Consider the following 15,517-nt stretch of genomic DNA (forward strand, 5'->3'; position numbering starts at 1 on the left):
AATGTCTGATCACTTCTCGGGGCCCCGGGCGCTCGCCGGCCCAGCGGGCGACATCACCGACATCTGGGTATTCCCCAGCCCGCAGCGGCCGGATCACCTGGTGCTGGCGATGGGCGTGCAGCCCGCCGCCACGCCCGGCGCACACTTCTCGGAGGCCATCACCTGCCGCTTCCGGCTGCGGCCGCTCACCATCTCGGGGGCATCCTTCCCCTTCGCGCCGGAGGCCGAGGAGCTCGTGATCGACTGCGGGTTCGACGCTCCCAGGCCCGCCGGCTCGAACGGCACCGTGGTGCAGGACGGGTGGTGCAAGGCCCCCTCCGGCGAGACCGTCCGGTTCGTCGTCGGCGATGCGCAGGGCGCGAGCGGCGACGGCGTGCGGGTCTACGCCGGCGAGCGGGCCGACCCGTTCTTCCTCGACGTGTCGGCGTGGCTCGAGTCGGTGCAGGCGGGACAGCTCAAGTTCAACGAGCGCGGGACGAACGCCGTGGCCGGCCTCAACCTCCTTGGGATCGTCGTCGAAATCGACACGCGACCGTGGGTCCAGGCCGGCCGCGGGCCGCTATTCGGCGTCGTCGCCGAGACGATCGCCGCCGGCCCGCTCCCCATCCGCATCGAGCGCTTCGGCCGCCCGGAGATCAAGAACTTCCTTCTGGCGCAGAAGGGCTTCGACAAGGTCAACCTGGAGATCGAGCTGCGCGACCTCTACAACCTCGAGGACGCATTCCACATGAGCGGCGACTACCGTCCCGCCTACGCGGCGCGGATCGACGCCAACCTCGCGGTCTACGATCGGCTGGACGGCAAGACGGATTGGGAGCTCGGTCCTGACGGGCGCCATCTCCTCACCGATCTGCTGCTCGACGACTACATGGTGGTGGACGTCAGCAAGCCGTTCGCCACCGACAGCTACTTCGAGATCGAGAACGCTGCGCTGGCCGGCCGTGCGCACCAGACGTGCGGGGGCCGGTGGCTCGACGACGACGCGATGGACACGATGTTCACGTTCATGCTCGGCGGCGTCGACGGCGCGCGGATCAGCGACGGCGTGGACGCGCCGTGGTCGCCGGCCTCGACCACGTTCCCCTACTTCGCGTCGCCGAACCCGAATCCGCCGGCGGGCGTGGCGGTGCCGGTCGCACCGGAGCACGTGGCCTGATGACCCTCGAACCGACCGTAGCCGACGTCGCCATCGTCGGCTACGGCCCGGTCGGGCAGGCGCTGAGCGCGCTGCTCGCGGGCCACGGCCATCGTGTCTGCGTGGTCGAGCGGCACACGCAGCTCTACGCGCTGCCGCGCGCGTTCCGGTTCGACGGCGAGGCCATGCGGATCTTCCAGCGGCTCGGCATCGCGGACGAGCTCCGCGAGGATCTCGGCGAGATCGACCATGTCGCCTGGATCGGGGCCGACGGTGAGCCGACCGTCGAGATCGACACGTCGTCTCCGCACCCCTCGGGCTGGCGCCGCGACTACCTCTTCTACCAGCCCGCGCTCGAGCGGGCCCTCGATCGCGCGGCGCGCTCGCAGCCGACGCTCGAGCTGCGCCGCGGGTGGGCCTGCGAGCGCGTCGTGCAGCACGACGATCGCGTCGCGCTCACGATCCGGCGCGGGTCCGAGCCGACGCCAGGCCACTGGGTGGCGAGCGACGAGACCGCGACGGTGCTCGCGCGCTATGTCATCGGCGCTGACGGCGCGCATTCCATCGTGCGGGACGCGTCCGGCATCGGGCAGGTCGACCTCGGGTTCTCCGAGGACTGGCTGGTGATGGACGTCCGGCCGCACGACATGGCAACGGTCGCCCACCTGCCGGTCGCGGCGGAGTATGGCGATCCGCGCCGGCCCCACATCTTCGTGCACAACGGCACCCGCTACGTGCGCTGGGAGTTCATGCTCCTTGACGGCGACGATCGCGCGGCCTACGCCTCCGATCCCGCGCTCGCCTGGGCCCTCATCGAGGACCACCTCACGCCCGACGAGGGCGAGCTGGTGCGCCAGACCGTCTACGAGTTCGGCTCGGCCGTGACCGAGACGATGCGCTCCGGCCGCGCCCTACTGGCCGGCGACTCGGCGCATCTCATGCCCCCGTTCATGGGCGAGGGTCTGTGCGCCGGCCTGCGCGACGCCGACAGCCTCGCGTGGCGGCTCGACCTGGTGCTGCGCGGCGTCGCCGGCGACGATCTGCTCGACAGCTACACACTCGAGCGCCGCTATCAGAACCGGACCTCGATCGGGGCCTCGATGCTGATGGGCATGCTCACGTCGACGCTCGACCCGAACGATGCGGCCGCGCGTGACCGGGCGTTCCGCAGCGGCGCCCAACCACCGGCGCGGGTGATGCCGGGCATCGGCCGCGACGGCTGCGTCGCCCCGTCGCCGATCGCTCTTCTGGCTGGGGAGCGTGCGGTCCAGGGCGTCGTGGAGGTCGCCGGGAGGACCGGCCGCTTCGATGACGTGGTGGGCCGCGGGTTCGTGTTGCTCATCGATGGGGGAGACCCGGACGAGGTGCTCGAGCCTCAGCTGATCGCCTACGTGACCGATGAGCTGGGCGGCGTCGTCGTGTCCCTGAACCCGTCGATCCCGCGCGGGGTCAAGGACGCCGACGGCGCGCTCACCGCCTGGCTGCACGAGAACCGCGTGGCCGCGGTGCTCATCCGCCCCGACGCCTACGTCTTCGGCGCGGCGCACCAGCCGGCGGGCGCCGCGGAGCTCGTCCGCGCGCTTCGACACGCCCTGAGTGGCCGCACCACCGGCGCGGCTGGACTCGAGCGAGCCGCTTGACCGCTCAGGGGCGGAATCGGTAGCCCACGCCGTGAACCGTCTCGAGCCACCGCGGCCGTGACGGGTCGCGCTCGAGGCGCAGGCGCAGCCGGCGGACATGCACCGTCACGGTGGAGGGGTCCACGCCGGCCGGGGCGCGCCAGACCTGGGCGATCAGCTCGTCGCGCGTGAAGACCTCGCCGGGGTGGCGCGCCAGAAACCGCAGGAGGTCGAACTCGCGCCGGCGCACGTCGACCACCCGCCCGGCGACCTCGACCCGCCGCCGGGCGATGTCGATCGTCAACTCGCCGTAGGACAGTGGCGGCTCCGGAGTCTCAGACGGTGCGCGGCAGCGCGCGTGGATCGCGCGCAGTCGCGCGGCGAGTTCCTCGAGCGCGAGCGGCTTGAGCATCTCGTCGTCGGCACCGGCGGCGAAGCCACTCAGCCGATCGGCTTCGCCGGCGGCGACGAGGATGCCGATCCGCGGGCCTGGCAGCGCGCGCACGCGCCGCACGACCTCGAGCCCCGACAGCTGGTTGAGCCGCGCATCGACGACGAGCAACTCCGGCTGGAAGGCGCTGATCGCCGCGAGCGCCTCGTGACCATCACGCGCCACGCCGGGCGTAAGCCCGAACTCCCGCAGGCCGAGGGCCAGCAGTTCGGCGAGCGGCGGCTCGTCGTCGACGATCAGGACACGCCGCTCGACGGGCTCCAACTCAGGCCGCCTCGGCGCGGTCCGGCCCGCCGCGGCGGCTCTCGTGCAGGGCCTGCAGGCGCAGCGCCGGGCTGGTGCCGGGCGGCAGGTCACGAGGACGCAGCCGGCGGTGCATCCGCTCGAGTGCCTCGCTCTCGAGTTGCTGCACGCGCGCCCGTGTGATCCCGAGCGCGAGCGCGATCGCGTCCGGAGACGCCGCGTCGCTCCCGCCCAGGCCGAAGCGGCGAACGATCACCTGTCGCTGTCGCGGCGAGAGCGCGTCGAGCAGCGCCTGGACCGATCGGCCGTCGCCGAGGGCCTCGAAGGGATCGTGAGCGTTGGCGTCCCGCAGCACATCGCGCAGCGGTGCGCCGCCGTCGGCGGCGGGCTCGTCGAGCGATGCGACCGGGGCGGCGATTTGGCGCAGATGCTCGACGTCGGCTCGCGTCATGTCGAGTGACGCGGCGAGCTCCGCGCTCGTCGGCGCTCGGCCGATCTGCGCCCGGAGATCGCGCTCGAGCCGCTGCAGGCGCCGTAGGCGGGCGTTGGCGTCAGCCGGCAGGCGCACGAGCCGCGACTTCTCGGCCACCGCGCGCGCCACGTACTGGCGGATCAGGAAGACGGCATAGGTCGAGAACCGGTTTCCGCGCCGGTGGTCGAACTTCTCCACGGCGCGGATCAGGCCGATCGTCCCCTCTTGGATCAGATCCGCGAGCGGTATGCCGGGATGGCGATAGCGCTTGGCCACGGATACGACGAGCAGGAGATTGGCCTCGATCATGTGCTCCCTGGCGCGCGCGTCGCCGCGTTCGATGCGGCGGGCGAGGTCGCGCTCCTCGGCGGCGGTCAACAGCCGCGTGCATGCGGCGCGGCGCAGGAACTGGCCGAGCCCGTCCCCATCGTGCGACTCAGCCATCGGCTGCGACCGGAGCGGGTTGGGGGCGGGGATGTACGCCGGCGGCGAAGGCCACGGCCGCGGCCTCGGCTCGCGTCCGGACGCCGAGCTTCTCGAGGATCTTCGCGACGTGAAACTTGACCGTGTGCATGCTGAGGGTCAGCTCCGAAGCGATCTCGCGGTTGCGGTGACCCACGGCGAGCAGCCGCAGGACCTCGAACTCGCGGTCGCCGAGGGTCCTGACGAGTGCGCTCGCGGACTCGTCGACGCCGGCGACGCTGCCGGCGTGCAGCCGCAGATGCGCTTGCAGGTGCGTGCCCCACTCGGCCACCGACTCGACGTGCAGCGATCCGCTGAGCGTCTCGGCGCGGCGGCGCAGCGCGGACAGGCCGCCACCCCCGACGCGCCGCGCGTCGAAGCCGCGACCGTCGTCGACGACCGAGACCGCGAGCTCGTCGCCGGTCACCGACCACGCGACGCGCACGCGCGTGGCGTGCGCATGTTCGAGCGCGTTCAGGAGGCCGGCATGCGTGATCCGCGACGCGGCCTCGAGCACGGTGTCGGCGACCACCCGCTGCGGCGGGCCGGCAAGCGTGCACTCGAGCTGGACCCCGGCCGTGCGGGCAAGCGGGCCGATCGCGCTCTCGACCAGGGCGAAAGCCTCGTCGACCCGTCGGGCCTGCTGCCACAGCGTCCGTCGCTCGCGCAGGTCGGCGAGTGCGCGCGACGCTCCGGCCTTGGCCCGATGGAGGCGCTCCGCGTGGTCGGATGCCGCGTCGTCGCGCAGAAGACCGAGAATCGTCTCCAGGTGCTGCGTGAAGTGGTCCGTCAACTCGCGTGTAAGCCGGTCCCGTTCGATGGCGATGGCGTGTGCGATCGATAGGGGCGCCGTGTCCGTCGCCGGTGGCGTCCGGCCCGCACGCGCGGCGACGACCCGGGCCAGGGCGTGCAGCACGCGCTCCGTGCCGGGCGCCAGGGGCGATTGACCCGGTCGAAGGACGACCGTAATCGTGACGCCCGACGAGGCCGCCACCCCGCTCGTCGCCACGACCGGGCGTCCGGGCGCAAGCGCCCGGACGGAATCGGCCGAAGACCAGCGGATCCCCGCGGGGAGCTCGAACATCGGGCTACTCCACTGCGAGAGCGGCTCGCTCGAGCCCTTCGCGGTGACCGCGACGGCGTCGTGGGGGGCGTGCTGGCGCAGCCAGCGATGAACGACCGATGCGCTCGTGTCGAGCTCGCAGCACGACAGCTCCGCGCTCGCCGCAAGCGCCGTGAAGTCACCGGCTCGCGCTGCCAAGGCTTCCCTCATGCCAGCACTGCACCAGCGCCGAGGGTGACCGTCCATCGCACCGTCTGCGTGATCGGCGCGGCTCCTGACCGCACGCGGACGGCGGCCGGAGGTCGGGGTATGGCAGACCCGACATCGCGTTGACCTGTACCGGTTCGCACCGCTCAGGGAAAACGGTATGTCCGAGGCTCGGGAGGCATGGGATCTTCGCTGGGTCCTCTTCGATCGGTGACCCGAACACACATGAACGCCCTCCCTCGCAGCCGCCAGCACACACGCAGTCCACACCTCCGCCTGATCCGAGGAGCCTCAGCCGCGGTAGCCGGCGGCGGCGCGGAGGTCGTGCCGCTGTTCCCCGGCGTCGACGCCTCGTCCGAGGCCGCCGGCGCGTGGGGGAGCGGCGGCGACGAGCCGCTCGTCGCCAGGCGGGACCTGTTCGAACGGCTCGCGCGAGCCGGCCGCGTGACGATCGTGTCGGCGCCGGCCGGGAGCGGGAAGACCTGGTTGGTGCGCTCGTGGGTCGCGGACGCGGGCCTGGCGGGGCGTACGGCGTGGGCGACCGTCGCACACGAAGAGCGCGACGGACAGCGGTTCTGGGCTTCCGTGGTCGATGCGCTCGACGGGGTCGCTGCGGGAGACCGGGGCCGCGCTCGAGGCGAACCGCGCGGCGAGGCGCTCATCGAGCGCCTCTTGCGCACAATGCAGCGAATCGACGAGCCCGCCGTCCTGGTCATCGACGATCTCCACGAGCTGCAGGCCGCCGACGCCCTCGCCGCGCTCGAGCGCTTCCTCGTGGATCCGCCCGCGCATCTGCGCGTGGTGCTGCTCTCGCGCGGCACGCCCCGGCTGCGGCTGCACCGCCTTCGGCTGGCCGGCACACTCACCGAGCTTCGGTGCTCGGACCTGCGCTTCTCGCTGCCCGCGACGCACGAGCTGCTGAAGGTCAGCGGCAGCGCGCTCTCGGACGCCGCCACAGCCGCGCTACACGAGCGCACCCAAGGCTGGGCCGCCGGGCTGCGGCTGGCGACGATCGGGCTGGCGGGACACCCCGATCCTGACCGCTACGCGGCCGAGTTCTGCGGCGCCGAGCGCACGGTGGCGGGGTTCCTGCACGCGGAGGTGTTCGACCGCCAGCCCCCGGAGGTCCGCGACCTGCTCCTGCGTACCGCGGTGCTGGACGGCGTCAACGGGCCGCTCGCCGACGCGCTCACCGGCCGCACGGGATCCCTGCGCATCCTGCACGACCTGGAGGAGGCCAATGCGTTCGTGACCGCGATCGACGTGGGGCGCTCGTGGTTCCGCTACCACCGTCTGTTCGCCGATTTTCTCCGGCTGGAGCTGCGGCGGCTGGACCCCGCCGTCGTCGGCTCCCTACACCGCGCGGCCGCGCATTGGTTTGAGCGTCACGGCGATGCGGTCGAGGCGATTCGCCATGCGCAGGCCGCCGGCGACTGGGCCTACGCCTCGCGCGTGCTCGCCGACCACCAGCTCGGCATGACGCTCGACGGGCGCGGCGACGAGGTTCGCGCGCTCCTGACCGCCTTTCCGCCCCACGCCGCTGACACCGACGCGGAACTCGCCCTCACCGGCGCCACCGCGTTCTACGCCGACGGTCTGTACGAGGAGACCGCCGCCAACCTCGCGAGTGCCGGGCGCCTTGCGGCGACGGTGCCCGCCGACCGGCGCGCCGCGTTCGACCTGACGCTGGCCGGGATGTCCCTTCGGCTCGCCTCCGCCCGCGGCGACGTCGCTGCGGTGCCGGTCGCTGCGCGCGCCGTCGAAGCCGCGTTGAAGGCCCAGTTCCCGAGCGGGCTCCGGCGCGCCCAGACACACCGGGCGGCTGCGCTCGTCAACCTCGGCGTCGCTGAACTGTGGTCGCTGGACCTGGCGCACGCGCGCGAGCACCTCGAACAGGCGCTCGATCTCGCCCGCCGGATCGCGCGCCCGTCGATCGAGATCGCGTGCCTGTCCTTTCTCGCGCTCATCGGCGGGCTCGAGGGCCGGCCGGCCTCGGTTGGCCGTCCGCTGGTCGAGCAGGCCGCCGCGGTGGCCGAGACCTGCACGGACGGCACGCTCCCGAGTCCCCCCGCGGCGTACGCGGTTGGCGGCAGCACCTTCGTCTGGCTCGGCCGCCTGATCGAGGCCGAGCAGTGGCTCGAGCGCGCCCTCGCGGGCGAGCGGTCGCCGGGGGTGGAGCTGCTCGTCAAGCACGCGACGGCGCTCCTGCGGCTCGGACAGGGCCGGGTCGACGACGCGCTCACCGCGCTGCGCGAGGCGCAGCGGTTGCAGACGCACCTCGTGACGGCGCACCCGTATGCGCTTGAGGTGCGCGGCCGGATGCTGCGGGCACAAGTGCAGCTGGGGGAGACCGCCGGGGTGCGCGCCGCGCTCGAGGAGCTGAGCGACGATGCGCGCGAACGGGCCGAGATCCGCATCGCAGCGGCGGCTCTCGAGCTCGCCGAGGATCGTGCTGAACAGGCGCTGGCCGTGCTCGGTCCGGTGCTCGACGGCTCGGCGCCGGCGCTGTGCGCGCCGGCGGCGGCGATCGAGGGCCTGCTGTTCGCCGCCGCCTCACACTGGGACCTTGGCGACGTGCGCGCCGCCGAGGCCTCGCTTGAGCGTGCGCTCTCGTTGGCCGAGCCCGAGGGCATGCTGCTGCCGTTCGCGCTCGCACCGGTGCGCGAGCTCCTCGAGCGCCACGGCGGTCACCGCACGGCTCACGCCACACTGCTCTCGAAGATCCTGGACCTGCTCGCGGGCGCCGCTCCGCGGCCGGAGGTCGTGCCGCTGCTCGAGTCGCTCAGCGACGCCGAGCTGCGAGTCGTGCGGTACCTGCCGGGCAACCTCAGGGGTCCGGAGATCGCCGCCGAGCTTTGCGTCTCGCCGAACACGATCCGAACGCACCTGCGCCACATCTACGCCAAGCTCGACGCCCACAGCCGCACGCAGGCGGTGGCTCGCGCCCGCCAGCTCGGCCTCCTGGCGCCCGCATGACCGGGTCGAGATGTTCGCCGTCGACGCCATGACCACGGTCGCGCTCGTGCTGGTCCTCGGGTGCGCGTTCGGAGTGCTCCTGCGCGTCATCTCGCGTTACCAGGGGCCCGACGATTCCCAGCCGGATTCCGACGACGGAGGCGGCGGAAGCGGGCGGCGGGAGCCTCCGAGACCGCGGGACGGCGGCGGCGGCGAGCCGCCGCCGTGGTGGCCCGAGTTCGAGCGCGAGTTCGCGGACCACGTCCGCGGCCTCGAGTTCGCGAGCGCGTCGGATCACTGAATCCGTTGCGGGCGTGGACGCCGAACGCCGTAGGATCGACAACGTGAGTGCGCCGAGAAGCTCGGGCGCCGGGCGAGAACGGGTACCGTCGCTGCTGGAGCGCCAGGACAGCGGGTACCTCTGGTTCCTCGAGAGCCTCGACGCGCTGCACCGCTCGCTCCAAGGCACGAGCGATCTCGGCGAGGCGCTCGACGCGGCGCTTGGTGTGGTCGTCGAGGTACTTGCCGGGGATCGCGCCTGGCTGCTCGAACTGCACGCGGGAGCGTGGACGCCGGTGATGGAGCGGACGCGACCGGAGTATCCGGGCGGGCTCGACCTCGGCGTGCGGCAGCCGTTCACACCGGAAGCGACGAGCGTGACCGAGCGCTTGCTCGACTCGGACTGGAGTGTGCAGATCGCCCCGGAGCACGTCTCGTCCCTCACGCTTGGAGCGGGGGTTACGCCGCCGCGCGCGGTCCTCGCGATGGCGATCTATCCCAAGGTCGGCGCATCCTGGATATTCGGTATGCACCAGTGCTCGCACGCACGCACGTGGACTGCGGAGGAGGAGCGTCTGTTCGTCGAGATCGGGCACCGGCTCGCGGACGCGCTCACCAGCCTCATCGCCTACCGGGACGTCCGCGAGAGCGCACGCAAGCTCGCTCAGGCCGGACATGTCGCGCGTCTGGGGTACTGGGAGCGCGACGTCGCGACGTTCGAGGTCAACTACTCCCAGGGCACCTACGAGATCTTCGGGCTCTCGCCGGGCGCGCACACGCTGGCGCCCGCGCAGCTCGCCGAGCGGCTGCATCCCGACGACCGGAAGATCATGGTCGAAGCCTACGAGCGGGCGGTCGCCGGAGGACCGCGCTACGACGTCGACTACCGCGTGCTGCACCCCGGTGCAGAGATCCGCTACGTCCATAGCGAGGCGGACATCACCTGGGACGCTGACGGCCGGCCGCTGCGCATGTTCGGCGTGATGCAGGACATCACCGAGCGCAAGCAGGCCGAGGAGCGCCTGATCCGCTACCGCGACTCGCTCGAGCGGCTCGCCCGAGAGCAGGAGGCGCTACGGCGTGTCGCGACGCTCGTGGCGCGCGCCACCTCTCCGGAGGAGATCTTCGCCAGCGTGACCCGGGAGGTGGGGCGCCTCCTGGGAGTGGACCTCGCCGTTCTCGGCCGCTACGACGCCGCCACGGAGACGATCGTGGCCGGATGGACTGCGAACGGCGACTTCGACGCGACCGGGAGATCGACGGCGCTCGGCGGCAGGAACGTCTCGACGATCGTCCATGACACGCGCCGCCCTGTGCGGTTCGAGGACTACGGTGAGGCGACGGGCGAGATCGCTGAGGTGAGGCGCGCGTGGGGCGTGCGCGCGATCGTGGGCGTTCCGATCATCGTCGAAGGCGAGATCCGCGGCGTGATGGCCGTCGCGTCGCGGACGGACAGCCCGCTGCCGCCAGACGCCGAGGAGCGTCTCGCGAGCTTCACGGAGCTGCTCGCCACCGCATATGCCAACGCCGAGGCGCGCGCAGCGCTGCGGCACGTCGCCGACGAGCAGGCGACGCTGCGGCGGGTGGCCACGCGAGTGGCCCGCGGCGAGCCCCCCGAGGAGGTGTTCGCCGCGATCGCGAAGGAGGTCGCCGGCCTCTTCGCCACGGCCTCCAGCTCGGTCGTCCGGTTCCTACCGGAAGGTGTCGCCGAGGCCGTCGGAAGCTGGACCGGCGACCGTATCTCGATCCTGGGGGCGCGAACGAGCCTGAGCGGCCACAACATCTCCGCTCTGGTGTTTGCGAGCGGACGGCCGGCGAGGATCGACCGGTACCAGGAGGAGACGGACCCGACCGCCGCCGGGCGCCGGATCGAGACCCGGTGCGCGGTCGGCGTCCCGATCACCGTGAACGGCCGGCTGTGGGGGACGCTGGCTGTCGGCACGGCCGGCGAGCAATCGCTGCCCGCCGATGTGGAGCACAGGCTCGCGAGCTTCGGCGATCTCGCGGCGACAGCGATCGCCAACGCGGAGGCGCGCGAGGCGCTGGGCCGCGTGGCGGATGAGCAGGCGGCGCTACGCCGGGTCGCGACGCTCGTCGCGCGCGGGACGGGACCCGATCTCGTGTTCGCCGCCGTCGCCGAGGAGGTCGGGACGCTCCTCCCGGCAGCCGAGCTTGCGCTGGTCGGCCGGTACCTGCCGGACGGCTCGATCGAGTACGTCGGGGCCTGGAGCGCCCTGGGAGGGGCCGAATGGCTCGGCACCCGGGTGAGAGTGGGAGGCCACAACGTCTCGACGCTTGTCTTTGAGACGAGGCAGCCCGGACGCGTCGACCACCTCGGCGAGGAGGCCAGCGAAGTCACCGAGCTCGCGCGTGCCAGCGGCGCCCGCTCGTCGGCCGGCGCCCCGATCGAGGTGGAGGGACGGCTCTGGGGCGCGATGATCGTCGCGTCGATCCACGAGGCGGTGCTTCCGCCGGACATCGAGCATGAGCTCGCCGCCTTCACGGAGCTGATCGCGACGGCGATCGCGAATGCCGAGGCGCGGGCCGAGCTGACGGCGTCGCGGGCCAGGCTCGTGACCAGCGCGGACGAGACGCGGCGGCGGATCGTCCGCGACCTGCACGACGGGGCGCAGAGCCGCCTGGTCCAGACGACCATCACGCTCGGGCTGGCCCGGCGCGCGCAGGACCATGACGACGGCGTCCAGGCGCGGGAGCTGATGGCCGAAGCACTCGACCAGGCGCAGCGGGCCAATCGAGAGCTGCGCGACCTGGTCCAGGGCATCCTTCCCTCCGACCTGGCCCGGTCGGGACTCGCGCCGGCGGTCGAAGAGCTGATCGACCGGGTGCGCGTACCCGTCACCCTCGACGTGACGGCCGAGCGGTTTCGCCCGGAGATCGAAGCCAACGCGTACTTTCTCGTCGCCGAGGCGCTCACGAACATCGCCAAGCACTCGGGCGCTGAGCAGGCGTCGGTGCGGGTCTGGGTGGAGGACGCGCTCGTGCACGTCGAGGTCCGCGACGACGGCTCCGGAGGGGCGCGCCCTGAAGGCGGCGGGCTGCGAGGGCTCGCAGACCGGATCGAGGCGCTCGGCGGCCGGCTGACGATCGACAGCCCGCGATCCGGCGGCACTCGTATCACCGCGGTGCTGCCGCAGTAGCCCGCGGCGTCAGCGGCCCCATATGCGCTCGTAGTTGGCGCGATAGCCGCCCGGAGGATCGAAGACATTGCTGTCCGGCACATTGTCTCTGGTGATCAGCCGCGGCGGCGCGACGTAAGCCGACGCGGGCTGCCCCGCCCGGGCGCGGTTGAGCTCGTCGACGAGCTGCCAGCCCTGCAGGTACAGCGGCTCGGCGATCGACGCTCGCTGGTAGTCCCCGGCGCGGATGCGCTCGAACTCTGATGCGTCGCCATCGCCGGCAGCGACGCCGAAGGGCGGGTCGCCGGGTCGGCGTCCGGCGCCGACCAGCCCGGCCCGCGCTCCGGCGATGTACGCGCCGTTGATCGCCAGCAGATAGCGGAAGCGGGCGCCATAGTGCTGCACGAATGCCGTGACGGCTGTAGGCATGTTCACCTGGGCTTCGGCGATCGGCATGTCGACCGTCTGCAGCTCTGCGCAGCGCCGGCAGGATCGCAGCTCCGCGCGCATCACGCGCGCCTTCCTCATGGCGATGGCGAACTCGGAGTCGGTGAAGATGACGGCGCCCGCGTTGCCGCCGGAGTCGGCGATCACGTAGCGCACTGCGAGCCGGGCCACCTCGTCGGGATCGGTCGTTACGTTCGTGAACAGGCGGTTGCGCGGGTCCGGCCCGGGGAGCGTCCCGGCATGCCAGCCCACAACGGGGATGTGGTGTTCATGCGCGCGCCGCATGAGCTTCCGTTGCTCGGACGCGTCGAAGCCGCCGAGGATGATGCCCCCCGGCTTGAGATCGATCGCGGTGCGCAGCGCGCTGCGGTGTCCGCCCTTGCTGGCTTGGCCATCGAGGATCCGCAACGGCCAGCCGATCGTGCGGGCCGCCTGCTGGACGCCGCGCGCGACGCCGGCGACGCCCCCGTTGGTCAGGTCGGCCGCGATGAACACCACGAGTCTTGGCCGCTGCGCGCGCGAACCGGTGGCCGGGCCGCGGTAATCCGCGATCGACGTCGTGGCGCGCTCCACGCCCTTCTGCGCCTGCTCTACCGTCGGGTCCGACGGCCCGCGGCTCTTCGACCCGAAGCAACCGGTGACCGTGGCGAGCGCGATCAACGCGACGAGAACTCGAACGTTTCCCAGTCGCATCTCAGGCGTGCACCTAAACCGCGCAACTCTGAGGGAGGATAATCGCCTGGATGCCCACGGCGCAACGCGGCCGGTTTCACCGGGCGGCCTCCGCTCGCATCGCCGCGCCGTTGGCCGTCGTCGCTGTCCTGAGCGTTGCGGGCGGCGTCGCGACGACGCGCGCGGCCGGCACCGACCGCCACCGAGCCGCGGAGCGCCGCGCCGAGCGCACGGGGCTGCAGGTGCGCAGCGCGCTCGACCGTGCGCGCACCTTCGCGGTCGCGCTCGGCAGCGCGATCGAAGACGAGCCCGTGCCGGACCGCCGGCGCTTCGCCACGCTCGAGGGCAACGCGACGGCCGCGGTCGGGCTGACTACGGCGCTGTGGATCGAGGCAGTCACGCGTCGCGACCGCCAGGCGTATGAGCGCCGGATCGGCAGCCGGATCATCACGCTGCCCGGCGCGCGCGGGCCGGCGGGGAGCGAGGCCTTCCTCCCAGCAACGTTCGTGACGGGCGTGCAGCTTCCCCGGGGCACGGACCTGTCCGGGCTGCAGGCGCTCGCCGCCACGCTCCGCGACCCCACGTCGGTCTTCGCGGGAACCGCGACCTCGATCGCCACGTTCGCCGGGCGCCGCGGGTTCTTCGTCGTCCAGGGCGGGCGCTTCGGTCGCGGCGCTGGAAGCAGGGGGTTCCTCGTGGTGTTCGTGCCTACGGGCTGGCTCGGGCTCTCGCTGACCGAGGATGTCCGCCGCGTCGCGATCAGCCTCGAGGGGCGCCGACTCGAAGGCGGACTGCGCGGCACGCCCGAGACCGGGACCGGCTTCGAGGCCCTGACGCGCCGCTGGCGGGTCGACGTCGATGCCGAGCCGGCCACGGCGGTGCAGGCGACGCTGCCGTGGGTGGCCGTGCTCTGGCTGCCGGCGACCGCGCTGATCGCGTACCTCGTCGGGCGCGCGATCGTGCGCCGGCGCCGCGCCGAGCGCCTGGTCGACGACGTGTTCGACATCTCCCTCGATCTGCTGTGCGTGGTGGGGCTCGACGGCTGGTTCAAGCGCGTGAACCCCGCCTTCGAGGCCACGCTCGGCTATACCGGCCGCGAGCTGCTCGCGCGCCGGCTGGTGCAGTTCGTGCACCCCGACGACCGCACGTCGATGCAGGTCGCGCTCGAAGCGGTCGAGACCGGGGCGCAGCCCGGCCACTTCGTGAATCGCTTCCTGCGCTCCGACGGTGCCGTCCGCTGGCTTCAGTGGTCGGCACGCGCGCTCCCGGAGCGCGGCCTCATCTACGCCGCGGCACGCGACGTCACGGACAACCGCATCCTGGCTGAGGAGCAGGCGGCGCTGCGGCGTGTCGCCACCCTCGTCGCCGAGGGCCACGATCCCGCGGAGCTGTTCGAGGCCGTCGCGGGCGAGGTGGGCCAGCTGCTCGCCGCCGACGCGACGCGGCTGCTGCGCTACGAGCACGGCGACAGCGCGGCCGTGGTCGCGGGTTACGGCCCATCCGATCCCGAACTGGACGTCGGCGCCCATCTGCCCTTCGAACGCGCCGAGTGCCTGCTCGAGGCAGGCGCGGCCTCTGCGGTGAGCGCCCCGATCGTCGTCTCCGGCCGGAACTGGGGCGTCATCGTCGCGGCGTTCAAGCAACCCGACGCTGTGCGTCCCGCCACAGAGGCACGGATGGCGCAGTTCACCGAGCTCGTGGCGACGGCGATCGCCAACGCGCAGAACGGCGCCGAGCTGACGGCGTCGAGGCGCCGGATCGCCGAGACGGCGGACGAGACGCGCCGGCGGATCGAGCGCGACCTGCACGACGGCGCTCAGCAGCGGCTGGTGCACACGATCCTGACCCTGAAGCTCGCCCGGAGCAAGCTCGAACAGGACGATGGGCGGACGGCGGAACTGGTAGGCGAAGGACTTGCGCACGCCGAACAGGCGATCGCCGAGATCCGCGAGCTGGCGCGAGGCATCCATCCGGCGATCCTGACCGATCGCGGCCTCGTCAAGGCGTTGCGGGCGCTCGTCCAGCGTTCGATCGTGCCCGTGACCCTTGAGGCGCACATCGATGGGCGCCTGCCCGAGCCCGTCGAGGTGACGGTGTACTACGTGGTCTCCGAAGCGCTCACGAACGTCGCCAAGCACGCACAGGCGACGCGAGTGCAGGTGACGCTCGAGGAACGCGGCAGCGAGCTGCTGCTGTGCATCAGCGACGACGGCATCGGTGGTGCCGACCCCTCGCGCGGCTCGGGCCTGGTGGGCCTCAAGGACCGTGTCGAGGCGTGGGGCGGCACGCTCACCGTGGTGAGTCACCCGGACGCGGGTACGCGGCTGGACATCGCGATCCCGCTGCGTGCGGCCGAGCCCGCCGTCCGCGGCTGA

At 72.5% G+C, this 15,517-nt stretch carries 10 protein-coding genes; 6 read left to right on the plus strand and 4 right to left on the minus strand.

Going from position 1 to position 15,517, the window contains the following annotated elements:
- Position 1 precedes the first annotated feature (1 nt).
- Together OM076_RS20155 and OM076_RS20160 are read left to right on the plus strand one after the other, a co-directional pair.
- A complete protein-coding gene (locus tag OM076_RS20155; RefSeq protein WP_270041855.1) occupies positions 2 to 1,156 on the plus strand; it encodes a DUF4331 family protein in 1,155 nt (384 codons plus the stop codon).
- Positions 1,156 to 2,775 (plus strand): bifunctional 3-(3-hydroxy-phenyl)propionate/3-hydroxycinnamic acid hydroxylase, encoded by a 1,620-nt coding sequence (locus tag OM076_RS20160; protein WP_270041856.1) that lies wholly within the window; start codon positions 1,156 to 1,158, stop codon positions 2,773 to 2,775. The genes OM076_RS20155 and OM076_RS20160 overlap by 1 nt, the downstream gene beginning before the upstream one ends.
- Before the next feature lie 4 nt (positions 2,776 to 2,779).
- Here OM076_RS20160 and OM076_RS20165 read toward each other — a convergent pair whose 3' ends face one another.
- The 3 genes from OM076_RS20165 to OM076_RS20175 are packed head-to-tail and all read right to left on the minus strand — an operon-like array spanning position 2,780 to position 5,643.
- Complete coding sequence (locus OM076_RS20165; protein ID WP_270041857.1) at positions 2,780 to 3,469, minus strand: response regulator transcription factor; 690 nt, start codon at positions 3,467 to 3,469, stop codon at positions 2,780 to 2,782.
- A 1-nt stretch (position 3,470) separates the two neighbouring features.
- Positions 3,471 to 4,364, minus strand: coding sequence for a sigma-70 family RNA polymerase sigma factor (locus OM076_RS20170; protein WP_270041858.1), 894 nt, complete (start codon positions 4,362 to 4,364; stop codon positions 3,471 to 3,473).
- Positions 4,357 to 5,643, minus strand: a complete 1,287-nt coding sequence (locus OM076_RS20175) for a helix-turn-helix transcriptional regulator (protein ID WP_270041859.1) — start codon at positions 5,641 to 5,643, stop codon at positions 4,357 to 4,359. The genes OM076_RS20170 and OM076_RS20175 overlap by 8 nt, the downstream gene beginning before the upstream one ends.
- Positions 5,644 to 5,877: 234 nt before the next feature.
- Here OM076_RS20175 and OM076_RS20180 point away from each other — a divergent pair, with 234 nt between their 5' ends.
- From OM076_RS20180 to OM076_RS20190, 3 genes are read left to right on the plus strand one after another with little or no spacing between them, the layout of a single operon-like run.
- A complete protein-coding gene (locus OM076_RS20180) occupies positions 5,878 to 8,628 on the plus strand; it encodes a winged helix-turn-helix domain-containing protein (RefSeq protein ID WP_270041860.1) in 2,751 nt (916 codons plus the stop codon).
- Positions 8,629 to 8,638: 10 nt separating this feature from the next.
- The gene (locus OM076_RS20185) at positions 8,639 to 8,908 is read left to right on the plus strand and encodes a hypothetical protein (RefSeq protein ID WP_270041861.1); all 270 of its coding nucleotides are present in this window, start codon (positions 8,639 to 8,641) and stop codon (positions 8,906 to 8,908) included.
- Positions 8,909 to 8,951: 43 nt separating this feature from the next.
- Complete coding sequence (locus OM076_RS20190; protein ID WP_270041862.1) at positions 8,952 to 12,044, plus strand: GAF domain-containing protein; 3,093 nt, start codon at positions 8,952 to 8,954, stop codon at positions 12,042 to 12,044.
- Positions 12,045 to 12,053: 9 nt separating this feature from the next.
- Here the strand turns inward: OM076_RS20190 and OM076_RS20195 are convergent, their stop codons facing one another.
- The gene (locus tag OM076_RS20195) at positions 12,054 to 13,130 is read right to left on the minus strand and encodes a substrate-binding domain-containing protein (protein WP_270041863.1); all 1,077 of its coding nucleotides are present in this window, start codon (positions 13,128 to 13,130) and stop codon (positions 12,054 to 12,056) included.
- Between the two features lie 83 nt (positions 13,131 to 13,213).
- Here OM076_RS20195 and OM076_RS20200 point away from each other — a divergent pair, with 83 nt between their 5' ends.
- Entirely contained in the window at positions 13,214 to 15,517 is a 2,304-nt protein-coding gene (locus OM076_RS20200; protein WP_270041864.1) for a sensor histidine kinase, read from the plus strand.

The sequence above is a fragment of the Solirubrobacter ginsenosidimutans genome, assembly GCF_027587205.1.

Excerpts from the sequence above, each read along its gene's own strand:
- OM076_RS20185 (WP_270041861.1), top strand. The coding sequence starts at position 8,639 with ATGTTCGCCGTCGACGCCATGACCACGGTCGCGCTCGTGCTGGTCCTC.
- OM076_RS20170 (WP_270041858.1), bottom strand. The coding sequence starts at position 4,364 with ATGGCTGAGTCGCACGATGGGGACGGGCTCGGCCAGTTCCTGCGCCGC.
- OM076_RS20180 (WP_270041860.1), top strand. The coding sequence starts at position 5,878 with ATGAACGCCCTCCCTCGCAGCCGCCAGCACACACGCAGTCCACACCTC.
- OM076_RS20200 (WP_270041864.1), top strand. The coding sequence starts at position 13,214 with ATGCCCACGGCGCAACGCGGCCGGTTTCACCGGGCGGCCTCCGCTCGC.
- OM076_RS20155 (WP_270041855.1), top strand. The coding sequence starts at position 2 with ATGTCTGATCACTTCTCGGGGCCCCGGGCGCTCGCCGGCCCAGCGGGC.
- OM076_RS20160 (WP_270041856.1), top strand. The coding sequence starts at position 1,156 with ATGACCCTCGAACCGACCGTAGCCGACGTCGCCATCGTCGGCTACGGC.